The organism is Muricoccus nepalensis (assembly GCF_006438825.1).
GTDB lineage: Bacteria > Pseudomonadota > Alphaproteobacteria > Acetobacterales > Acetobacteraceae > Roseomonas > Roseomonas nepalensis.
On the sequence record NZ_RCZP01000014.1, the window covers coordinates 87,387 to 109,689 of the forward strand.

General features: G+C 73.3%; 17 protein-coding genes. 4 read left to right on the forward strand and 13 right to left on the reverse strand.

Annotated elements, in window-relative coordinates; translation table 11 throughout:
• Positions 1-3: 3 nt before the first annotated feature.
• The 4 genes from EAH89_RS15450 to EAH89_RS15465 are packed head-to-tail and all read right to left on the reverse strand — an operon-like array spanning position 4 to position 4,611.
• A complete protein-coding gene (locus tag EAH89_RS15450) occupies positions 4-768 on the reverse strand; it encodes an ABC transporter ATP-binding protein (RefSeq protein ID WP_140884589.1) in 765 nt (254 codons plus the stop codon).
• Positions 755-2,551, reverse strand: a complete 1,797-nt coding sequence (locus tag EAH89_RS15455) for a branched-chain amino acid ABC transporter ATP-binding protein/permease (protein WP_140884590.1) — start codon at positions 2,549-2,551, stop codon at positions 755-757. The genes EAH89_RS15450 and EAH89_RS15455 overlap by 14 nt, the downstream gene beginning before the upstream one ends.
• Positions 2,548-3,426 (reverse strand): branched-chain amino acid ABC transporter permease, encoded by an 879-nt coding sequence (locus EAH89_RS15460; protein WP_140884591.1) that lies wholly within the window; start codon positions 3,424-3,426, stop codon positions 2,548-2,550. The genes EAH89_RS15455 and EAH89_RS15460 overlap by 4 nt, the downstream gene beginning before the upstream one ends.
• A gap of 45 nt (positions 3,427-3,471) precedes the next feature.
• Positions 3,472-4,611, reverse strand: a complete 1,140-nt coding sequence (locus EAH89_RS15465; protein WP_206667567.1) for an ABC transporter substrate-binding protein — start codon at positions 4,609-4,611, stop codon at positions 3,472-3,474.
• 276 nt (positions 4,612-4,887) lie between these two features.
• Here EAH89_RS15465 and EAH89_RS15470 point away from each other — a divergent pair, with 276 nt between their 5' ends.
• Together EAH89_RS15470 and EAH89_RS15475 are read left to right on the forward strand one after the other, a co-directional pair.
• On the forward strand, positions 4,888-6,426 hold the full coding sequence (locus EAH89_RS15470; RefSeq protein ID WP_140884593.1) for a UxaA family hydrolase: 1,539 nt from the start codon (positions 4,888-4,890) through the stop codon (positions 6,424-6,426).
• Between the two features lie 80 nt (positions 6,427-6,506).
• A complete protein-coding gene (locus tag EAH89_RS15475; protein ID WP_140884594.1) occupies positions 6,507-7,250 on the forward strand; it encodes an SDR family oxidoreductase in 744 nt (247 codons plus the stop codon).
• A gap of 21 nt (positions 7,251-7,271) precedes the next feature.
• Here EAH89_RS15475 and EAH89_RS15480 read toward each other — a convergent pair whose 3' ends face one another.
• From EAH89_RS15480 to EAH89_RS15505, 6 genes are all read right to left on the reverse strand, one after another.
• Positions 7,272-8,480 (reverse strand): SMP-30/gluconolactonase/LRE family protein, encoded by a 1,209-nt coding sequence (locus tag EAH89_RS15480; protein WP_140884595.1) that lies wholly within the window; start codon positions 8,478-8,480, stop codon positions 7,272-7,274.
• A 123-nt stretch (positions 8,481-8,603) separates the two neighbouring features.
• Positions 8,604-9,587 (reverse strand): ABC transporter ATP-binding protein, encoded by a 984-nt coding sequence (locus EAH89_RS15485; protein WP_140884619.1) that lies wholly within the window; start codon positions 9,585-9,587, stop codon positions 8,604-8,606.
• A complete protein-coding gene (locus tag EAH89_RS15490; protein ID WP_140884596.1) occupies positions 9,587-10,573 on the reverse strand; it encodes an ABC transporter ATP-binding protein in 987 nt (328 codons plus the stop codon). The genes EAH89_RS15485 and EAH89_RS15490 overlap by 1 nt, the downstream gene beginning before the upstream one ends.
• Complete coding sequence (locus EAH89_RS15495; RefSeq protein WP_140884597.1) at positions 10,570-11,445, reverse strand: ABC transporter permease; 876 nt, start codon at positions 11,443-11,445, stop codon at positions 10,570-10,572. Before EAH89_RS15495 ends, EAH89_RS15490 begins: the two co-directional genes overlap by 4 nt.
• The gene (locus tag EAH89_RS15500; protein WP_140884598.1) at positions 11,442-12,398 is read right to left on the reverse strand and encodes an ABC transporter permease; all 957 of its coding nucleotides are present in this window, start codon (positions 12,396-12,398) and stop codon (positions 11,442-11,444) included. Before EAH89_RS15500 ends, EAH89_RS15495 begins: the two co-directional genes overlap by 4 nt.
• Positions 12,395-13,996, reverse strand: coding sequence for an ABC transporter substrate-binding protein (locus EAH89_RS15505; RefSeq protein ID WP_140884599.1), 1,602 nt, complete (start codon positions 13,994-13,996; stop codon positions 12,395-12,397). Before EAH89_RS15505 ends, EAH89_RS15500 begins: the two co-directional genes overlap by 4 nt.
• A gap of 124 nt (positions 13,997-14,120) precedes the next feature.
• Between EAH89_RS15505 and EAH89_RS15510 the strand changes: the two genes are divergently transcribed.
• Complete coding sequence (locus EAH89_RS15510) at positions 14,121-14,825, forward strand: creatininase family protein (RefSeq protein ID WP_140884600.1); 705 nt, start codon at positions 14,121-14,123, stop codon at positions 14,823-14,825.
• Here EAH89_RS15510 and EAH89_RS15515 read toward each other — a convergent pair.
• Positions 14,822-15,574: an SDR family NAD(P)-dependent oxidoreductase gene (locus EAH89_RS15515; RefSeq protein ID WP_140884601.1), complete on the reverse strand. Its 753-nt coding sequence runs from the start codon at positions 15,572-15,574 to the stop codon at positions 14,822-14,824. The two genes, EAH89_RS15510 and EAH89_RS15515, sit on opposite strands and share 4 nt — an antisense overlap.
• The gene (locus EAH89_RS15520) at positions 15,571-16,599 is read right to left on the reverse strand and encodes a ketopantoate reductase family protein (RefSeq protein WP_140884602.1); all 1,029 of its coding nucleotides are present in this window, start codon (positions 16,597-16,599) and stop codon (positions 15,571-15,573) included. The genes EAH89_RS15515 and EAH89_RS15520 overlap by 4 nt, the downstream gene beginning before the upstream one ends.
• 147 nt (positions 16,600-16,746) lie before the next feature.
• On the opposite strand from EAH89_RS15520, the gene EAH89_RS15525 reads away from it, so the two are divergent.
• Complete coding sequence (locus EAH89_RS15525) at positions 16,747-17,658, forward strand: polysaccharide deacetylase family protein (RefSeq protein ID WP_140884603.1); 912 nt, start codon at positions 16,747-16,749, stop codon at positions 17,656-17,658.
• 29 nt (positions 17,659-17,687) lie between these two features.
• On the opposite strand, the gene EAH89_RS15530 is transcribed toward EAH89_RS15525, so the two are convergent.
• Positions 17,688-22,130: a PAS domain S-box protein gene (locus EAH89_RS15530; RefSeq protein WP_140884604.1), complete on the reverse strand. Its 4,443-nt coding sequence runs from the start codon at positions 22,128-22,130 to the stop codon at positions 17,688-17,690.
• Positions 22,131-22,303 lie beyond the last annotated feature (173 nt).

The following is a 22,303-nucleotide window of genomic DNA, read 5'->3' on the forward strand; positions in this document are numbered from 1 at the left end:
CCCTCAGGGCTGCGCGCGCTCCGCCTCGGCCGTCGCGCCCGTGCCCCCGGCGAGCCCGCCGAGATAGGCCGCGCGGACCTCGGGGTTGCTCCAGAGCTCGTCCGGCTTGCCGCTGACGAGGAGCGAGCCGGTCTCGAGCACGTAGCCCCGGTCCGCGACGGAGAGCGCCATGTGGGCGTTCTGCTCGACCAGCAGCACGGTGGTGCCGAGCTCGCGGATCGAGGCGATGATGCGGAAGACCTGCTGCACGATGAGCGGGGCGAGGCCGAGGCTCGGCTCGTCGAGCAGCAGCATGCGGGGCTTGGCCATCATCCCGCGCGCGACCGCCACCATCTGGAGCTGCCCGCCCGAGAGCGTCCAGCCGAGCGCGTGCTCCAGGCGCCGGAGGTCGGGGAAGAAGTTGAACATGTCGTCCGTCTCGCGCTCGAGCTGGCGGCGCGGCACGCCCCGGCGGTTGCTGCCGCCGAGAAGGATGTTCTCCCGCACCGTCAGGCCCGGGAAGACGCGGCGCCCCTCGGGCACGTGCGCGATGCCGAGGCGGACGATCGCCTCCGGCTTGAGGCCGATGAGCGACCGGCCGTCGAAGACGAGCGAGCCCGAGAGGTTCGGGACAAGGCCGCTGATGGAGCGGAGCGTCGTGCTCTTGCCTGCCCCGTTGCTGCCGAGGAGCGCGACGATCTCCCCCTCCGCGACGGTGAGGCTGAGGCCCTTGAGGACGTCCGCCGCGCCGTAGCGCGCGCGGAGGTCTGCGATCTCAAGCAAGGGCATTCTCTCTCGGCTCCCCCAGATAGGCCGCGATGACGTCCGGGTCGGAGAGGACGTCGCGCGGGCTGCCATCGGCGATGCGGCGGCCGAAGTTGAGCACGGTGATGTGGTCCGCCACCTGCTCCACGAGGTTCATGTCGTGGTCGACGATGAGGATGGTCAGTCCATGGCCCTTGAGGCGGCGGAGCAGGGCGCCAAGCTCCCCCTTCTCCGTCATGTTGAGCCCCGCGGCCGGCTCGTCCAGCAGCAGGACGTGGGGGTTGCCCGCGAGGGCGCGCGCGATCTCGACGTAGCGCTGGTGCCCGTAGGAGAGGGTGCCGACGAGGCGGTTGGCGTCGCCCCGCAGCCCCACGAAGTCGAGCGCGGCCAGGGCGCGGCCGACCACCGCCGCCGGCTGCTCGGCGATGTCGTTCCCCGGCCGCTCCGCGCCGATCATGACGTTCTCGAGCACCGTCATGCCGCGGAAGACGCGGATGTTCTGGAAGGTGCGGGCGAGGCCGCGCCGGGTGCGCTCGTGCGGCGCCGCGGCCGTGAGGTCCTGCCCAGCGAGGCGGATCCGCCCGGCCGTCGGCCGGTAGAGGCCGGTCGCGACGTTGATGAAGGTCGTCTTGCCCGACCCGTTCGGCCCGATCAGCGCGTGGACCGCCCCGCGCCGCACGGTCAGGTCCACGCCATCCAGCGCCTTGAGCCCGCCGAAGTGCTTGGCCAGCCCCGCGATCTCGAGCGCGGGCTCGCCGGAGGCGGAGGCGCGCTGGCTGAGGAGCGGCAGCGGCGGCACCGTGCCCTCGATCGGGGTCGCGCGGCGGAGGCGGTTGGTGACGAGGCCCCAGAGGCCGTCCGGCAGGAAGACCATGATGAGGATGACCGCCGCGCCATAGACCGCAAGGTAGATGTTCTTGAGGAAGCGGAGCCACTCGGGCAGCAGCACGAGGAGCGTCGTGCCGAGCAGCGCGCCGAAGGGCGACTGCACGCCGCCCAGCAGCGCCATGGTCAGCAGCACGATGCTTTCGCCGAAGGCGAACTGGTCGGGGCTGATATAGGCGAAGGCGCCGGCGAAGAGCCCGCCGCCCAGGCCGCCGAGCAGCGCGCTGATCCCGAAGGCGAGGACCTTCGTGCGGAAGACGTCGATCCCGCAGGTGCTGGCCGCGATCTCGTTGTCGCGCACCGCCTGCATGGCGCGCCCGAGCCGGCTCGTTTTGAGGCGCCAGGCGTACCAGGTGACGACCATGAGGACCACGAGGCAGAGCGCGAGGTAGTGGTCGCCGCGGTCGAGGTGCAGCCCCGGGAAGGACGGGCGCGGGATGGACTTGATGCCGTCCGGCCCGTGGGTGAGGCCGATCCAGTTCGTGAGCACCAGCGTCACGATCTGCTGGAAGCTGATCGTGACCATGGCGAGGTAGTGCCCGCCGAGGCGGAGGCTGGCTAGGCCGAGGGCGATGCCGAAGCCGGTGGCGACGCCCACGCCGATGAGCAGCGCGACGAGGAAGGGCAGCCCATAGTCCGTCGCGCCGATGCCGACGCCGTAGGCGCCGAGGCCGAAGAAGGCCGCCTGCGCGAGCGAGATCTGCCCGCAGTAGCCGAGCACCACGACCAGCCCCGCGACCCCGATCGCGTAGGTCGCGGCCTGCATGACCATGTTGAGGATGTAGCCGGAGGTCGGCGCGAAGGAGGAGGCGACGAGGACGGCGACGATCGCGAGGGCGAGGGAGGGAAGCCCCCGCCAGGCCCGCGCGCTCGGCACCGAGAGGGTGGCCGGGGCGGCCGCGGCTTCGGCGGTGCTGCTCATGCCTTCTCCGAGATCTTCTCGCCGAACAAGCCCTGCGGCCGGATCAGGAGGAACAGGAGGAGGAGGGCGAAGGCGATCGCGTCCTTGTAGGGCACCGAGATGAAGGCGGCGCCGAAGGTCTCGACGACGCCCAGCGCCAGCCCCCCGAGGATGGCGCCGGGGATGTTCCCGAAGCCGCCGATGATGTTGGCCGCGAAGGCCTTGAGGGAGATGAGCGCCCCCATTCCGACCGAGACGAAAAGGATGGGCGCCACCAGCACGCCGGCGATGCCCCCGAGCGCCGCGCTGTAGCCGAAGGTGATGAGCACCATGACCGCGACGGGGATGCCGAGCAGGCTCGCCATCTCCTTGTCCTGGCTGGTCGCCTGCAGCTTCTTGCCGAGAAGCGTCTTCTCGAAGATGAGGAACTGCAGCAGCACCAGCAGCGCGGTGATCACGATGATCGCAAGGTACTGGCTGTCCATGAACACGCCGCCGATCTCGAGGCCCGGGCTGTCGAAGAGGCCCGGCAGGACCTCGGGACTCGGGCCATAGGTCGCGAGCACGATGTTCGAGAGGAAGATGCTCGCGCCGATTGTGCTGATGATGACCGGAAGCTGCCCGCGGTGTCGGAGTGGCCAGTAGGTCGCGCCCGCGAAGAGGATGCCGAAGGCGGCCATCCCGACGACCGCGAGCGGGATGGCCACGAAGTAGGGCAGGCCGAGGATGCTCAGCAGCACGACCATCATGTAGGCGCCGAGCATGCTGAACTCGCCCTGGGCAAAATTCACGACGTTGGCGGCGCGGATGAGCAGCACGAAGCCGAGGGCCACGAGCGCGTAGATGGCGCCGATGCCGAGGCCGGTGAAAAGAAGCTGGGGGACGAGCTCAAGCACCGGCCCGCCCTCCGTCCACGCGGGTGCGGCCCGCCCGCGCGCCCCTCATTCCTGCACGTCGATCCGGCGGATGAAGACGATCTTCCCGGCGTCGTTGCGCACGATGTTGTAGCCGCGCAGCCCGTCGCCGTTCGCGTCGAAGTTGTACTCGCCCTCCGCACCCGCGTAGCCGCGGATGCCGAGCAGGGCGGTGCGGATCTTCTCGGGGTCGGTGCTGCCGGCGGTGTTGATCGCGAGGGCGAGGAGGTTCACCGCGTCGAAGGTCCAGGAGGACTGGTTGTCCGCCATCTTCTTGTAGGCGGCCTCGTAGCGGGTGGCGAAGTCCTTGCTGGCGGGCGTCGCGTCCACCGCGAAGTCGGCGACGCCGAAGGTGCCGAAGAGCGCGGGGCCGGCGAGGCTCAGCGCCGTCGTGTTCGTGATGGAGGGCGAGCCGATCCAGGGGATGCGGACGCCGAGCTGGCGGATCTGGCGGGCGAAGATGCCGAGGTCGTTCTCGAAGGTGAAGTAGCTGCCGAGCACGTCCGCGCCCGACTGCCGGACCGCGAGGACCACGGCCGTGTAGTCCGAGGCCTGGTTCGTGTAGCCCTGCATCAGCACGGGCGTGATGCCCTTCGCCTTCAGCGCCTCCTCCAGCGCCTTGGCGCCGTTGCTGCCGAAGGCGTCGGTCGAGTAGACGACGGCCCATTTCCGCTTCTGCAGGTCCGTCACGCCGTATTCGGCGATGACCTTGCCCGAGTAGTTGTCGTTCGGCCGGCAGCGGAAGAGCCAGCGGTTGCCCATGCGGGTGAGGGTGGGCGAGGTGCCGCCGATCATCATCGGCTTGCCCGCCTTCAGCACGTCGGGCGCCATGGCGTCGACCTGCGTGCTGCGGATGGAGCCGATGAAGGCCGCGATGTCGCGCTGCGCCGAGAGCCGGCTGAAGGCGAGGACGGCGCCCGGGTTGGTGGTCTGGTCGTCCTCCACGACCAGCTCCATCTTCCGGTCGAGCACGCCCTTCTCGTTCACGGCCTGCAGGGCCAGCCGGGCGCCGTTGAGCTGGAAGCTGCCGGCCTCCGCCGCGGGGCCGGTGGAGGGGAAGACGCAGCCGATCTTGATGGGATCGGCGGCCGACGCGATGCGCGGGGCGGCGAGCAGCGCCCCGGTGCCGATGGCGAGGGCGCGCCTAGAGATCACCTTCTCATTCACGAACACGTTCTCCTCCTGCGGTTCTGCCGACCACCTTGGAACAAAGTGCATCACAGGGATGGATGTTCTGCAAGCGGCCTGGCCCGGGCCACGCGTCCAGGCGTCATTGCGGGAAGACCGGCGGAAACATGGAGGGCCGTTAATCTTGCTGCGCCTCTCGGTGTCCACGGGAGAGGGGCTGGCGCCGCGCCGGCCGGCGCTCCATTCTTCAGGGGCCACGCCGCTCCGACCCCGGCCCGACGAAGGGGTGCCGGCGAGGCTCCAGGAGCACCCCCCATGCTGACCTCCTCGCTTGCCCCGCCGGTGATCCACCTCAACGCGGCCGACAACGTCGCGGTGGCCCGCAGCCGCGTTGCGGTCGGCGCCTCGCTCGGCCATGGCGGGCTGGTCGCGGCGACCGATGTCCCGCGCGGGCACAAGGTGGCCGTCGCGCCGATCGCCGCCGGCCAGAGCGTGCGGAAATACGGCCAGGTCATCGGGGTCGCGATCGCCGACATCGCGCCGGGCGAGCACGTCCACCTCCACAACATGGACATGCGCGACGGCGACCTCGTGCACGAGTTCTGCGCGGACGCGCGCCCGACGCCGCTCCTGCCCGAGTCCGAGCGCCGGACCTTCGAGGGCTACGCGCGCGAGGACGGCTCCGCCGGGACGCGGAACTACATCGGCATCATCACCTCCGTGAACTGCTCCGCCACCGTCGCGCGCGCCGTCGCGGACCGCTTCAGCCGCGGCGGGGAGCTCGACGGCTTCGGGAACGTCGACGGCGTGGTGGCCCTGACCCACGAGGGCGGCTGCGCGCTCACGACGAAGGGGGAGGGCTACGACCTTCTCACCCGCACCCTCGGCGGCTACGCGCGCAACCCGAACTTCGGGGGCATCCTCATGATCGGGCTCGGCTGCGAGACGAACCAGATCGGGCCCATCCTCGAGCGCCACGGGCTGGAGGAGGGGCCCTTCCTACGGACGATGACGATCCAGCGGGAAGGGGGCACGCGCCGCACGATCGAGGCGGCGTCGGCCGCGATCCGCGCCATGCTGCCGGCCGTGAACGCGGTCGCGCGCACCACCCAGCCGCTGTCGAAGCTGAAGCTCGCCCTGCAGTGCGGCGGGTCGGACGGCTATTCCGGCATCTCGGCCAACCCCGCGCTCGGCCACGCGGCGGACCTTCTCGTGCGGCACGGGGGCACGGCGGTGCTGAGCGAGACGCCCGAGATCTACGGCGCCGAGCACCTCCTCACGCGCCGCGCCACGAGCCCCGCGGTCGCCGGCAAGCTGCTCGACCGCATCGAGTGGTGGCGGAACTACACCGCGAAGAACGGCGCCGAGCTGAACAACAACCCGTCCCACGGCAACAAGGCCGGGGGGCTCACGACGATCCTCGAGAAGTCGCTCGGCGCGGTCGCCAAGGGGGGGACCATGCCGCTCGAGGCGGTCTTCGAGTACGCCGAGCCGATCGACCGCTCCGGCTTCGTGTTCATGGACACGCCCGGCTACGACCCCGTCGCCGTCACGGGCCAGGTCGCCGGCGGCTGCAACGTCATCTGCTTCACCACGGGGCGCGGCTCGGTGTCGGGGTTCAAGCCCGCGCCCTGCATCAAGATCTCGACCAACACCGAGATGTACGCGCACATGGAGGAGGACATGGACATCGACTGCGGCGGCATCGTCGCGGGCGAGGAAACCATCGAGCGGGCCGGGGAGCGCATCTTCGAGCTCGTCCTGGCCGTCGCCTCCGGCCAGAGGACGTTGAGCGAGGGCTTCGACTACGGCAACAACGAGTTCGTCCCCTGGCACATCGGCGCCGTGACCTGAGCGGCGCGCCGCCTGGGGCGGCTTGTTGACCGCGGCGCGGGCGTGAGACACTGCCTGCGCAACGGAGGGAGCGAGTATCCATGGCGAACCGGCTGGAGGGGAAGCGCGCCTTCGTCACGGCGGCGGCGCAGGGCATCGGCCGCGCCATCGCCGCCGCCTTCGCGCGCGAGGGGGCCAGCGTGGTCGCGACGGACCGCGACGCGGGCGGGCTCGCCGGCCTGGAGGGCTGCGAGACCCGCGTCCTCGACGTGCTCGACGACGAGGCCTTCGCGCGGGCGATCGCCGGGAGCGGGCCGCTCGACATCCTCGTGAACTGCGCGGGCGTCGTGCACCAGAACACGGCGCTCACCTGCACGGACGCGGAGTGGGAGGCCGCCTTCGCCCTCAACTGCCGCTCGACCTGGAAGGGCATGGCGGCCGCGCTCCCCGGGATGATCGAGTGCGGGCGCGGGGCGGTGGTGAACATCGCGAGCGCGGCGGGCTTCGCCAAGGCCGCGCCGAACCGCTTCGTCTACGGCGCGACGAAGGCGGCCATCGTCGGCATGACCAAGGCGGCGGCCGTCGACGTGGTCGCGCGCGGCGTGCGGCTGAACTGCATCTGCCCGGGCACGGTCGACACCCCCTCGCTCGGGGAGAGGATCGCGGCCAACGCCGCCTCGGCCGGGAGCGTGGAGGCGGCGCGCGCCGCCTTCGTTGCCCGCCAGGCCGTGGGGCGCCTCGGCAGCCCCGAGGAGATCGCGGCGCTGGCCGTTTACCTCGCCTCCGACGAGAGCGCCTTCGTGACCGGGCAGGCGATCGTCATCGACGGCGGCTGGACCCTCTAGCCGCGCGCCCTGGCCCGGGCCTCAGCCCGGGCCGGCGCCCTGCGTGTTGACGAAGACGGCGTAGAGCGACTGGCTGCCCGCCATGAAGAGGCGGTTCCGCTTCGGCCCGCCGAAGCAGAGGTTGCCGCAGACCTCCGGCAGCCGGATGCGCCCGATGAGCTTGCCCTGCGGGTTCCAGACGGTGACGCCGTTGTAGCCGACCGCGCGGCCCGCGTTGCTGGAGGCCCAGAGGTTCCCGTCCACGTCGCAGCGCAGCCCGTCCGGCCCGCACTTCACGCCGTCCACGACGCAATCCGAGAAAACCGTCCCGTTGGAGAGGCGGTTGTCGGCGCCGACGTCGAAGACGTGGATGTCGCTCTTGCCGCCGGAACCGGTGTCGCCCGGCCCCTTGCCGGTGCTCGCGACGTAGAGGCGCTTGTAGTCCGGCGAGAAGGCAAGGCCGTTCGGGTCCGGCACCTGCTCCTCCGTGAGCACGCGGTCGAGGCGCCCGGAGGGGTCGAGCCGGTAGACGTTCGTCGGCAGCTCTCGCCGCGCGGCGCCGATGCCGGCCGCCTGGCCGAGGCGCGGGTTCAGTCGGCCGCCGCCGTTGCTCGGCCCGCCCGCGGCGTCGGGCGCGCCCTCGTAGAGCTGCCCGCCATAGGGCGGGTCGGTGAACCAGACGCTGCCGTCGGGATGCGCCACCGCGTCGTTGGGCGAGTTGAGGCGCTTCCCCTCGAAGGTGTCCGCCAGCACGGTGACGGAGCCGTCGAGCTCGTAGCGCACGACGCGGCGCGTCAGGTGCTCGCACGAGATCTGGCGGCCCTGAAAGTCGAAGGTGTTGCCGTTGCTGTTGTTGGAGGGCGCGCGGAAGACCGAGACGCGCCCGTTGTCCTCAATCCAGCGGAGCTGGCGGTTGTTGGGGATGTCGCTCCAGAGAAGGTAGCGCCCCTGCGCGTTCCAGGCCGGCCCCTCCATCCACAGCGCGCCCGTCCAGAGTCGCTGGATCGCGCTGTTCGGCTGGGCGTAGGCGTCGAAGGAGGGATCGACGCTCAGCACGTCCGGGTCGGTGAAGTAGGTCGTCGGCGGCGCGTCGGGGGCGAAGCTGCGCGGCGGCGTGGTGATCGTGCTCGGCGGTCCCGGGCGGGCCGGCTGCGCGAGGGCCGTGCCCATCCCCGTGGCCGCCAGGGCCGAGGCGCTCGCCAGGGCGCCGACCACGCGGCGCCGCGTGGCGCCAACTCCGCTCTCCGTCATGCACGTCCTCCGCTGCGGCGCGATCCTTGCCCTTCGTCGCGCCTGATCAAACGCTAACACTCGTGCCGGAGCCCGGCCAGATCTAATGGCGCCCGCGCAGGGCCTGGCCGCGACGCGCGGCGATCAGCCCACGCCGCCGTGGTGGAGGTGGCACGCGGCGACCTGCCCCTCGAGGACCGGCAGCAGGGCCGGGATCTCCGCGCGGCACCGCGGGCCGGCGAAGGGACAGCGGGGATGGAAGGCGCAGCCGCTCGGCGGGTCGAGCGGCGAGGGGATCTCGCCCGCGATCGGCCGGAAGGCGCCGCGCCCGCGCCCGAGCTTGGGCACGCTGTCGAGCAGCGATCGCGTGTAGGGATGCGCCGGCGCCTCGTAGAGCGTGCGTCCCGGCGCCTGCTCGACGATGCGGCCGAGATACATGATGGCCACGCGGTCGGACACGTGCCTGACCACGCCGAGGTCGTGCGAGATGAAGAGCCCGGTCAGCCCGAGGTCCCGGCGAAGATCCGCGAAGAGGTTGAGCACCTGCGCCTGGATCGACACGTCGAGCGAGGCCACGGGCTCGTCGAGCACGAGGAGGGCGGGGCCGAGGGCGAGGGCGCGGGCGATGGCCACGCGCTGCCGCTGGCCGCCCGAGAACTGGTGCGGGTAGCGGCGCCGCAGCGCGGGGTCGAGGCCGACGCGCTCCAGCATCGCGGCCACGAAGGCGTCGGCCTCGCCGCGCCGCACGAGTCCGTGCGCGATCGGGCCCTCGGCGACCGTGTCGCCCACGCGCATGCGGGGATCGAGGCTCGCGAAGGGATCCTGGTGGATCATCTGCACGCGGAAAGTTTGCTTGCGACCCCCCGCCATGACCGGCGCGCCGTCGAAGAGCACCGTGCCCGCGCTCGGCTCGTAAATGCCGGCCACGATCCGGCCCAGCGTGGACTTGCCGCAGCCGCTCTCCCCGACCAGCCCCAGCACCTCGCCGCGCGCGATGGTCAGGTCCACCGCCGTGACCGCCTGCACGGCGCGCGGCCCGGCGCGGCCGAGGAGGCCCGCGAGCCGGTCGCCGATCGTCGCCGGCCGGACGAAGCGCTTGGTGACGCCCTCCGCGCGGAGAAGCGGCATCACGATGGGGCGCCGAGCGGGTGGTGGCAGAGGGCGAGCTGCCCCTCGCCGAAATAGACCTCCGGCGGCGGCCGCGCGCAGTCCGGCGCCGCGCGCGGGCAGCGGGTGCGGAAGGAGCAGCCGGGATCGGGGCGGCCGTCCGCCTCCCGCGGCGGGCTGCCCGAGACCAGCTGCGGCAGCCGCGCGCCGGGCTCGTGGCCCGTGGGCATGGAGCCGATGAGGGCCGCGGTGTAGGGGTGGCGCGGCGCGGCGATCACGCGCGCCGCCGGCCCGCGCTCCACCACGCGCCCCGCGTACATCACGCAGACGTCGTCGGCGAGGGAGGAGACCACCGCAAGGTCGTGCGTGATCCAGAGGAAGGCGGTGCCGGTCTCATCCGCGAGGCGGCGCACCTCGGCCAGGATCTGCCCCTGGATCGAGACGTCGAGCGCGGTGGTCGGCTCGTCCGCGATGATGGCGGCGGGGCGGTGCAGCAGGGCCGTCGCGATGGCCACGCGCTGTCGCATCCCGCCCGAGAGCTGATGCGGGTAGGCCTCGAGCCGCTCGGCCGGGCTCGGGATGCCGACAATGGCGAGCGCGTCCCGCGCGCGGTCGAGCGCGGCCCTCTGCGAGACGCGGTCGTGGGCGCGCACCGCCGCGGCCATCTGCGTGCCAACCTTCAGCACGGGGTTGAGCGTCATCAGCGGGTCCTGGAACACCATCGCCACGCGCGCGCCCCGCAGGCGACGCATCGCGGCCGGCGGCAGGCCGGAGATCTCCCGCCCTTCCAGCAGGACCGTTCCCCCCACCACGCGGCCGGGCGGCTCCACGAGGCCGATGATGGAGAAGCCCGTCACCGACTTGCCGGAACCGCTCTCGCCCACCAGGCCGAGGATGCGCCCACGCTCGACGCGCAGGCTGACGCCGTCCACCGCCCGCAGGACGCCGCCGCGCACAGGGAACTCGGTGCGGAGGTCGCGCAGCTCGAGCGCGGGCGCCTCCGTCACCGGCGCCGCCGCGGGTTGATGACCTGGCGGAGCTGGTCGCCGACGAGGTTGATGGCCAGCACCGTCACCATGAGCGCGATGCCCGGATAGACCGAGATCCAGTAGCGCCCCGAGAGCATGAACTGGAAGCCGTTGGCAATCAGCAGCCCGAGCGAGGGCCGCGTGACCGGCAGGCCGAGGCCGAGGAAGCTCAGCGTGGCCTCCAGCGAGATGGCGGTCGCGACCTGCACCGTGACCACCACGATCAGCGGCGGCAGCGTGTTCGGCAGGAGGTGGCGCAGCAGCACGCGCGGGCCCGAAAGGGGGGTGGAGAGCGCGGCCTCGACATAGTCCTTCCGCCGCTCTGCCGAAGCCGCGCCGAAGGCCGTGCGGGCGAAGTAGGCGTATTGCGCGGCCACCAGCGCCGCCATGAGCTGCGGCACGCCCTGCCCGAGCATGGCGACGAGCACGAGGGCGAGGAGGATGGCGGGCAGGGAGAGCTGCAGGTCGACGATCCGCATCGCCACCGCGCCGAACCACCCGCCGTAATAGGCCGCGGTGAGGCCGATGGCCGTCCCCAGCGTCAGCGCGACGGCCCCCGCCGTGACGGCGATGGAGAGGCTCAGCCGCAGCCCGTAGAGGATCGCGGAGAGAAGGTCCCGCCCCGCGTTGTCGGTGCCGAGCAGGTGCACGTACTCGCCGGACCCGACGCTGCCCGGCTCCAGTCTGGCGTCCATCAAGTCCAGCGCGGACTGGTCGTAGGGGTCCTGCGGCGCGATCCAGGGCGCGAGGAGCGCGAGGGCCGCGATCACCACCACCACGGCGAGGGCGACCACCGCCGTCGGCGAGCGCCGGTACTCCCGCCAGCCGTCGAGGAGCGCCTCGCGGTTCATCGGGTGCGCACCCGCGGGTCGAGGAAGCCGTAGGTCAGCTCCACCGCGAGGTTGATCATGACGAAGAGCAGCACGACGAGGATGAGGTAGGCCACCATGACCGGCCGGTCGAGGGAGGTGATGCTCTCGATGACGAGCTTGCCCATCCCTGGCCAGTTGAACACCGTCTCCGTCACGACCGCGAAGGCGATGGTGGAGCCGAACTCGAGGCCGAGCACGGTGACGATCGGGATGCCGATGTTCTTCAGCACGTGGAGTCCCACGACCTGCCGCTCCGGCAGGCCCTGCGCGCGGGCGAAGCGGACGTGCTCGCTGCCCATCACCTCCTCGGTCCCCGCGCGCACGAGGCGGATGAGGAGGCCGAGCTTGAACAGGGATAGGTTCAGCGCTGGCAGCAGCAGGTAGGTCCAGCCCTCCCGCGTCCAGAGGCTGAGGCCGAGCGCCCCGGCCGGCCCGCGTCCGCCGGAGGGCAGCCAGCGCATCTCGACCGAAAAGAAGAGGATGAGCAGCAGCCCGACCCAGAAGGTGGGCACGGAGAAGCCGAGCGTGGAGAAGGCCATGATCGCCTTGCTGAGCCGTGAGTCCGGCCGGTACCCCGCCCAGAGCCCGAGCGGCAGGCCGAGCACCGCCGCGATGAGCAGCGCCACGACCGTGAGCTCAAGCGTGGCCGGCAGGCGCGAGAGGATGAGCGAGAGGACGGGGATGCGGAACACGAAGCTGTTCCCGAAGTCCCCCCGCAGCACGTTGCCGAGGAAGTGCCCGTACTGCTGCCACAGCGGCAGGTCGAGGCCGTATTGCCGGATGATCGCCGCGCGCATGGCCTGCGTCGCAGCGGGGTCAATGAGGACGTCGATCGGGTTGCCGATGGCGTAGACGCCGAGGAAGACGAGCACCGACATCACGAGCATGACGAGGACGGCCTGGGCGAGCCGCCCTAGCAGGAATCCCGTCACGCGCCCTTCGGCGAGACGAGATGGGCAAGCGTCTCCTGGTCCACGCGGGGGGTGAAGGACAGCTTGTTCTTGCCCATGGCCCAGACGGTCTGGGGCATGACGATGGGCAGCATCGGGCGCTCGCGCATGCTGATCTCGGCGGCGCGCGCGAACATCTCCCGCCGCTTCGCGTCGTCGAGCGTGCGCGATCCGTCCAGCAGCAGCGCGTTCACCTCGGGGTTAGAGTAGCCCGAGCGGTTGAAGTTGCCGAGCCCGACCGAGGGATCGGGTCCGTGGATCATGGCGCCGTAGGTGTAGGCGGCCTCGCCGGTCAGCGTGCCCCAGCCCGACATCTGCAGGCTGTACTCGCCGCGCGTGCTCGCCGGGAAGAACACCGTGCCGGTCACCGCGTTGGGGTTCGCCTTCACGCCGACGCGCGACCACTGCTGCGCCAGCGCCTCGCAGAGCGCGCTGTCGCCGGGCAGGCGGTTGCTGGTGGCGTGGAAGTCGACCTCGAAGCCGCGGGGATAGCCGGCCTCGGCCAGCAGGGCGCGGGCGCGGGCGAGGTCGGGCCGGCGCTCCGGCAGGTTGGGGCTCGCGCCGAAGAAGCTGTCGGGCATGAGCTGCGACATGGGCTTGGCCAGCCCTTCGAAGACCACGCGGGAGAGGGCGCGGCGGTCGATGGCGAGGTCCATCGCCTCGCGCACCCGGGGGTCGCGGAAGGGGTTGGCCGGGATCTCGCGGCCGTCCACCTTCGCCAGGCGCGGCAGCTTCTCGGCGAGGGTGAAGTAGACGTTGAAGACGTAGACGCTGTCGCCCACCACCACGTCCATGGTCGGGTCGCGCTGGAGGGAGGCGACGTCGGTGGCCGGGACGTAGTTGATCATGTCCACTTGGCCGCTCTTGAGCGCCGCGATGCGGGCCGCGTCGTTCGGGATCTCCCGCCGGATCACCCGCGCCCAGGGCTGCGGCGCGCCCTCCTTCAGGCCCCACCAGCCGTCGAAGCGCTCCAGCACGAGGTCCCCGCGCGGCTCCCAGCGGACGTAGCGGAAGGGGCCGGTGCCGATGGCGGCCGTGCCGGCGTTGAACTCCTCGTTCCGCGGCGCGGGGCCGATCTTGCGGGAGACGATCATCAGCCGAGCGAAGTCGTTCGGCAGGGTGGGCGCGGGGCCGTCGGTGACGAAGCGGACGGTCAGCGGGTCCACCACCTCCGCGCTCTTCGCGCGCTTGGTGTAGAGCGTCATGGACATCGGCCCCGTCACCTGCGGGATCCGCTCGAGGGAGAACTTCACGTCCTCCGCCGTGAAGGGCGAGCCGTCGTGGAAGGTGACGCCATCCCGGAGCTTGAACTCCCAGGTCGTCTCGTCCACCGCGCGCCAGGAGGTGGCCAGCCCCGGCTTGAGCACGAGGTTCTCGTCCTGCGCAACGAGGCTGTCGTAGACGTGCCGCAGCGCCTCGATATGGCCGCCGAGCGTCGACCAGTGCGGGTCGATGCTCTCCGGCCCCGTGCGCACGCCGACCGTGAGCTGCCGCCCGGCCGCGGCGGGCTGGGCGAGGGCGAGGTGGCCCGGGAGAAGGGCGGCGGCCGTGCTGGCCGACAGGAGCTGGCGACGGTTCATGGGGCGACCCTTGCTGGAGACGGGGCGGCGCGCAAGGCGGCTGGCGCTGCCGCCCCCTCGCGCCGATGATGCGGCGCCGCAGGGTAGGTAGGGCCTTCGCCAGGCGTCAACGGGAGGGGTGGGGATGCGGATCGCGGAGATGGACTGGCGGGCGGCCGAGGACTGGCTCGCGCGGGACGATCGTTGCGTCCTGCCGCTCGGCAGCACGGAGCAGCACGCGGGCCTCAGCCTGAGCGTGGACAGCATCCTCGGCGAGCGCGTGGCGGCCGAGGCGGCGGCGCCGCTCGGCGTGCCGGTCTTCCCCGTGCTCGCCTACGGCATCACCCCCGCCTTCGCCGCCTACCCGGGCACGGTGAGCCTGCGGGCCGGGACCTACCTCGCCATCCTCACCGAGATCCTCGATGGGCTCTACGCGCAGGGCTTCCGGCGCATCCTCCTCTGCAACGGCCACGGCGGCAACGCGCCCGGCGCGGCCGCCACGCAGGAGTTCATGGGCGGGCACCCGGATTGCCGCGCGCGCTGGCACGACTGGTGGCGCGCGCCGCGGACGCTGGCGGCCGTCCACGCCACCGACCCCGTGGCGAGCCACGCGAGCTGGATGGAGAACTTTCCCTGGACCCGCCTCGCCGGCGCGCCGCCGCCGCCCGCGGAGGGCAAGCCGATGACGGACCTCGACCGCCTCCGCGCCCTGCCGCCCGACGCCGTTCGCGCGCAACTCGGCGACGGCAACTTCGGCGGTCTCTACCAGCGGCCGGACGAGGAGATGCTCCAAATCTGGGAGGTCGCCGTGGCGGAGACGCGCGACCTCCTCGATAACGGCTGGGCCTAGCGCCCGCCGTCCACCGACAGCACCTGCCCGTTGACGAAGCCCGCAAGCGGCCCCGCGAAGAACAGCACCGCGTCCGCGATGTCCTGCGGCGTCCCGAGGCGGCGGAGCGCGATGCGGGCGACGAGGTCGCGCTGCCCCTGCTCGCCGTAGCCATCCCACTGCGCGTTGCTGGCGGGGTTGGAGGGGATGAAGCCGGGCGCCACGCTGTTGACCGTGATCCCGTGCGGGCCGAGCTCGTGCGCGAGCTGCCGGGTGAGCCCGACCACCGCGTGCTTCGCGCTGCAGTAGCTCTGGATTCCCGTGAGCGACGCCTGGAGCCCCGCGCCCGAGGAGATGTTCACGATGCGCCCGCGCCCGGCGCGCTTCATCCTGGGCGCCGCGGCGCGGCAGAGCGCGAAGGCGGCGTTGAGGTTGATGGCGAGGACGCGGTCCCAGTCCTCGTCGGAGACGGTCTCAACGGGCTGGAAGACCTGCCCCGCGACCCCGCCCGCGTTGTTCACGAGGACCGAGACCGGCCCGCCCGCCTCATGCTCTACCCGCGCGATCCAGGCGGCCGCGGCGCGGCGGTCGGCGAGGTCCACCGCGGCCATGGCGATGCCGGCGCGCGCCGCCTCCGCGATCGAGGCGTCGTCGGGGCCGCAGCCCCAGACCCGCGCGCCGAGCCGCGCGAAGCTCTCCGCGATGCAGCGGCCCAGCCCGTGCCCCGCGCCGCTCACCGCCACCACGGCGTCGTCGAAGCGAAGGTTCACGGGACTAGCTCCAGCAGGTTGGCGTCGTCCAGCGGCCGTCGGCCGTCCTCGATCTCGTGGATCAGCGCGGCGAGCTTGCGGAGGCCGGGGCAGGGGAGGCCGTGCGCCTCGCCCGCCGCGATCACGGGCAGGACCTGCATGTCCACCTCCGTGCGGCGCCGGCGGACCGCGAGGTCGCGCCAGATGCCCGAATGGGTCTTCGCGCTGCCGCGGTTGAAGCGCTCCATGGCCGCGATGGAGGCGCGCGCGGCCTCGGGCGGCGCGCCCGGGCGGAAGGCCTCGGGGTCGAAGCCGTTGAAGCCGCGGGGCGCCACGCCCTCGGCGATGGCGACCGCGACCGCCTCCTCGCCCAGGCGCCGGAAGGCCAGCTCCAGCTCGGGCCGGGCGAAGGCGTCGGCGATGCTGGACTGGCCGAGCGCCTGGGCGAAGAGCATCGCCCCATAGGCCAGCTTGCCCCAGAGATAGGCGTGGATGTCGTCAGTCAGGATCGCCTCGGGCTCGAAGCGGCGGAGCGTCTCGAGCAGCGCGCGCAGCCGCGGCGTCTCGCGCCCGTCGAGCTCGCCGAGCACCACCGCGGCGCGGTTGCCGAGGAGGACGTGGCCGGGCTCGATGTAGTCCGCGCCGAAGTTGACGAAGGCGCCCATCGTCCGCTCGCGCCCGACGATCCCGGCGATCACCGCCTCGCAGAGCCCGTTCTGCAGCGACACCACGACGCCGCCGGGCGCGAGATGCGGCGCGAGGGCGCGGCAGGCCTCCTCTGTGTGGTGCGCCTTCACGCAGAGAAGCACGCGGTCCCAGAGCCCCCGCACCTCCTCGGGCCGCATCGCCGGCGCGGAGACGGCGAGGGACGCGACGGGCCCCGTGATCCGCAGGCCGCGCGCCGGGTCGCGGATGGCGTCGACGTGCTCGGGCACGACGTCCACGAAGGTGACGTCGAGGCCGTCCCGGCGAAGGAAGGCGCCGACCGTCCCGCCGATCGCGCCCGCGCCCCAGACCAGGATCGGCCCGTCCTCCGCCTCCAGCATCCGCTCTCCCCCGTCCACCGCGCCAGGGTTGCCGGAAACGCGCGGCCTGGGAAGCCCGGCCTGGGAAGCCTCGCCTGGGAAGCCCGGGCCGTGTTGCCTTCGGCCGCGGCGCGCCGGAGGATGGGCGGGGACGACGAAAGGACCGCCATGACCGACGCCCCCCATCCCGAGGGCGAGCCCTGGGCCTGGCCCGAGGCCACCTGGCGCCGCATCGTCGGGCGGGCGCGGGCCGGGCGGAGCCTGGCGCCGCGGGCCTGGCCGGGCGGGGCGCGCTGCGCCGTCGCAGTCTCCTTCGACGCGGACCACGACACCATCCCGCTCCGCGACGCCGACGAGAGCCCGATGCGCATCAGCCAGGGCCAGTACGGCAACCGGAGCGCGATGCCCCGCATCCTGCGCCTGCTGGAGCGCGAGGCGATCCCGGCGAGCTTCTTCTACCCGGCGGTCTCGGCCCTCCTCTACCCCGAGGAGGTCCGCGCCGTCGCGGGCGCGGGGCACGAGGTCGGCATCCACTCCTGGATCCACGAGGCGAACACGCGCCTGCCCCCCGGCGTCGAGCGCGACCTCACCTTCCGCGCGGCCGATACGCTGGAGCGGCTCGCCGGCACCCGCCCCGTGGGCATCCGCACGGCGAGCTGGGACTTTTCCGTCGACACCCTGCCCATCATCCGCGAGCTCGGCCTGCTCTACGACAGCAGCCTCATGGCCGACGACGACCCCTACGAGCTCGTGGCGGAGGGCGAGCCGACGGGGATCGTCGAGCTGCCGCCGGAATGGATCCGCGACGACGCCGTCTACTACAACTTCGTCCGCTTCAGCGCGCTCCGCCCCTACACGCCGCCCTCCGCGGTGCTCGAGATCTTCAAGGCGGAGTTCGACGGCGCCTGGGAGGAGGGCGGGCTCTTCCTGCTGACGCTCCACCCGCACGTCTCCGGCCACCGCTCCCGCCTGCCGGTGCTGGAGCGCCTGGTCGAGCACGCGAAGGCCCGCGGCGGCTGCTGGTTCGCCACCCACGCGGAGGTGGCGCGCTGGTGCCGGGAGAACGCGCCCCCGGCCTGAGGCTCCCTCCCTTGGCGCGCCGCCCGGCCTCAGGCGCCGGGATGCGCCGCCTGGCCGAGGAGGGCGAGCATGGCCGCCTCGATGGCCGCCGGCGAGGTCGGCTTGCGCAGGAGCGTGAACGGTCCCTCCTCCGTCGCCCGCCGGACGTCGGCGGGATCCGCGTCGCCGGTGTGGCCCGTCACCAGCACGGCGGGCAGGCCGGGCAGCCGGGCGCGCGCCGCGTGGACGAGGGCCAGGCCGTCCAGCCCGCCGGGCATCGCGAGGTCGGTGACGATCGCGTCCACCGCACCCCCCGCGTCGAGATGGGCGAGGGCGGCGGCCGCGTCCTCGGCCTCCGCGACCAGGTGGCCCTCGTCGGCGAAGCTCGCCGCCAGAGTCGCGCGCACGTCGGCCTCGTCGTCGACGACGAGCACGCGCAGGAGGGCGCCGCGGCGCCTGCCGACGGCCGTCCCCGCCGGGGCCGGCGCGCCCGCGGCGCGCTCCGCCGCGGCGGGCAGGAGCAGCGCGACCGTGGTGCCGCGCCCGCGCACGCTCTCGATCGTCAGCGCGCCGCCGGACTGCTCGGCGAAGGCGCGGGCCATGGCGAGGCCGAGGCCCGTGCCCTTGCCCTTCGGCTTCGTCGTGAAGAAGGGCTCCGTCACGCGCGCGAGGACGTCGGCGGTCATGCCCTCCCCGTCGTCGGTCACGGAGAGGCGGACATAGCCGCCCGGCGGCAGGCCCGCGCGCCCGCCCGCCGCGCTCTCGGCCGCGAGGACGACCGTGCCCTGGCCGCCGGCGAGCGCGTCGCGCGCGTTCGTCACGAGGTTCACGAGGGCGGCCTCGAGCTGCCCCGCGTCGGCCATCGCGCAGGGCACCGCGGCCGGCGCGACCGTCCGGAGCGTCACGGAGGGGCCGAGCGTGGGGCGGAGCATCGTCGCCATGTCCGAGAGGAGGACGAGCGGGTCCACCGGGGCCGCCGCGAGCTCCTTGTGCCGGGAGAAGGCGAGCAGGCGCCCGGTGACGGAGGCGCCGCGCTCCGCGGCGTCCGCGGCGAGCGACAGGAAGGAGCGCGCCGCCTCCGGGTCGTGCCCGAGGCGGCGGGAGGCGAGGGTGACGCCGCCCTGCACCGCCTGCAGGACGTTGTTGAAGTCGTGCGCGATGCCCCCGGCCAGGCGCCCGAGCGCCTCCATCCGCGCGGCCTGGGCGAGGCGCCGCTCGCTGTCCGCCAGCGCCGCCGTCCGCTCCTGCACCAGCGCCTCCAGCTCGTCGCGCGAGCGCGCGAGGACGGCCTCGGCCGCGCGCTGGTCCGTCACGTCGGTGTGGACGCCCACCCATTCGCGGATCTCCCCGGAGGGATCGAAGGCGGGGACGGCCCGCACGGCGAAGCGCCGCCAGGCGCCGTCCCGGCAGCGGACCCGGTGCTCGAAGACGAAGAGGGAACGGGCGGCGAGCGCGGCCTCCCAGGCGTCGATCGTCGGCTGCGCGTCCTCGGGGTGCACGGCGCGCGACCAGCCGTAGCCCTCGTACTCCGCGCGGGTCTGGCCGGTCAGCGCGGCCCAGGCGGGCTGCTCGCCCTCCATCTGGCCGACCGCGTTGTTCGTCCAGACGATGCCGCTCACCGCCTCCACCGCGGCGCGGAAGCGCGTCTCGCTCTCGCGCAGCGCGATCTCGGCGCGGCGGGTCTCCGTCACGTCGCGCGCGACGGAGAGCAGCCGGGGCGCGGCCTCCCCGGTGCCCGGCAGCGGGGTGACGGTCACGTCCCACCACTTCGGGGCGCCCTTCGCCGTCGGGCCGAAGGCGGTGTAGCGGCCCGCGCGTCCGGCCCGCGCCTCCGCGATCGCGGCCGCGACGGCCGCCTGGGACTCCGCGGGCCAGAGGACGTCAACGGGCTCGCCCAGGATGGTCGAGAGGTCGTCGATCTCCTTCTGGCAGCGCCCCGCCTCGTTCATGAAGGCGATGCGGGCCTCGGCGTCGAGCACGACGATGCAGTCCGAGGTGCCGGCGAGGATGCTGCGGCCGAAGGCCTCGCTCGCCGCCAGCGCGGCCTCGGCCCGCCGGCGCTGCCAGGCGAGGGCGACGAGGTGCGCGAGGGTGTGCAGGAGCTCCACGTCCTCGGGCTCGAAGGCCTCGCGCCGGGTGCTCGCGAAGGAGAGGGTGCCGATCAGGCGCCCGTCCGCGCCGATCAGCGGGCTGCCCGCGTAGGCGGTGATGCCGATGGGCCGGATGAAGTTCCCGAGCGGGTCGGCCGCGATCCGCTGGGCGTCGGCCGTGACCGGCCCGCCCTGCGCCGCCACCTCCCCGCAGAAGGACCCGCCGAAGGGCAGCCGGCGCGAGGCCTCGAGGAAGCGCCCGGGAAGGCCGGGCGCCGCGACCAGGCGCAGCCCCGCGTCCTCCTCCTCGACGGCGTAGTTGAAGCAGATGTCGGCCCCGAGATGCGGCGCCACCATCGCGAAGAGGCGTTCCGTCAGCGCGGCGTCGGTGCGCGGGTGCGGCTCGAGGATGATGCTCGACGCCTCCAGCAGGAGCGCCTGGCGCTCGGCCTGGCGCGACAGCGCGACCGCGGCCCGGCGGCGGGCGGTGACGTCGCGCATCACCCCGCGCTGCAGGACGGGGCGCCCGTCCGGGCCGGCGACGCCCTCGCCGGCGGAAGCGATCCAGCGGGCCTCCTCCCCCGTCCCCACGCGGAACTCGATGCCCGGCAGCGGCCCGACGATCCCGGAGCCCGCCTCGGCATGGGCCGCGAGCCGCTCCCGGTCCTCGGGATGCACCCGGTCCATAATGGTGTCGAAGCTCTGCCGGCCATCGGCCGCGACCTCCTCCGGCGGGACTCCCCAGAGTTTGAAGGTGCCGGGCGACCAGCGGCGCTCGCCGGTGGCGAGGTCGCGCTCCCAGACACCGACGCCCCCCGCCTCCTGCGCCAGGCGGAGCCGCGCCTCGCTCTCGCCGAGCGCCGCCTCGCCGCGCCGCACCTCCGTGAGGTCCACGACGAAGCAGGCGGTCTCGCCCCGCGCGCGGTCGAGGATGACGAAGGAGAGCAGCACGGGCACCCGCGTGCCGTCGGGCCGGAGGTACTCCTTCTCGTAGGGCCGGCACTGGCCGGCGGGGTCCGCCAGCGCCTCGGCGATCGCGCGCTCGTCCGCCGGCATGTCCTCCTTCCGCGTGATCTCGTCCCAGCGGATCCGCCCGCCCTCCAGCTCCCCGCGCGTGAGGCTGACCATCTGGAGGAAGGCGTCGTTCGCCGCGTGGACGCCACCGGCCAGGTCCGACCGGATGATGCCGATGGGGCTCGCCTGAACGAGGGACCGGAACTCCGTCTCGCGCGCGGCGAGGGCGCTCTCGGCCTCGGCGAAGCCGCGCCGCAGCGTCTCCAGCTCCGCGATGCCGGCCTCCGGGATGGTCGCGGCCGAGCCCGTGGCGTCCCCGCGCGCGAGCGCGGCCGCGTAGCGGTTCAGCCGGCCCACCGGCACGAGGATGCCGCGCGCGGCCAGCAGCGCGAGCACGCCCGACAGCAGCAGGGCCGCCGTGCCGCCGACGGCGAGCGTGACGAGCGGCGCCTGCCAGGCCGCGTCGAAGGCCGCCGCGGGCTGCGCGACGGACACGGTCCAGCCCGGCGCCGCCGACAGCTTGTGGAAGGCGAGGACGCGAAGCGCGCCGTCGGCCGAGGGCGCCCGGTAGATGCCCTCGCCATGGCCCTCCATGGCCCGCACGCCCTCGGCGCCGAGGGGCTGGCCGACCGTCGCGTCGTGCTGGTCGTCTGAGCGGGCGACGACGAGGTTCAGCGCGTCGGAGACGGTCGCGAAGGTGCCCGCGGGCAGGCGCTGCGCGATCAGCAGGTCGCGCAGCCGCTCGGACGGCAGCGCGCCGCCGACCGCCAGGACCACGCGCCCCGTCGCGTCCGTCACCGGCGCCGCGACCGAGACGAGCTTCATCCCGGAGATGGCGCCGATCATGAGGTTGCTGACGGCGGGCCGGGTGGTGGCGAAGACCTGCTCGACCATCTCCGGCGCGCCGGTGCTCGGCAGCGGGGCGCCGCGCGGCAGCCGGGTGTTGAGGATCATCCGCCCGCCGCGCTCGGCCACGAACATCGGCAGGTTCATGCGCTGCGCGATGTTGCGCGCGTGCCGGTCGAGCTCCGCGAAGTTGCCCGCCGCGGGGTCCGGCCCGAAGGCGGGGGAGGCCGCGAAGGAGACGAGCGCCGCCGCCTGCCCGGCGAGCTCGCGGTCGAGCGCGAGCGCGAGGGCGCGCGCCGTGTCGCTCAGCCGCCCCTCCGCCGCGGCGCGCTGCCCCTTGACCGCGTGCCAGCTCGCGAGCGCGCCCAGGCTGAGCGCCGGGACCAGGACGGCGAGAACGAGCAGGAACAGGAGCGAGGCGAGCCGCACCCGGGGGACGCGGGCCCGCCGGACGCCCGGCGACCGCGCCCCCGCGGCCGGGCCGTCGGCCCCGTCGGCGGCGCGCCGCACCCCGCCCGTCCGCAGCAACGGATTCGCGCTCATCGCCAGCCGTCGGGGCGCACCACGCCCGCGCCGGAACAGGTCTGCAACCCACGGTGGAAGGCACCGGCCCTGGCGAACGAGGCTGACACGTCTCCGTCCTCACTTGGGCTGACAACGGACGAGCGCTCGGCACCGAGGCGCGCTTCTTCAGCAACCAGGCCGCTGAAATACTG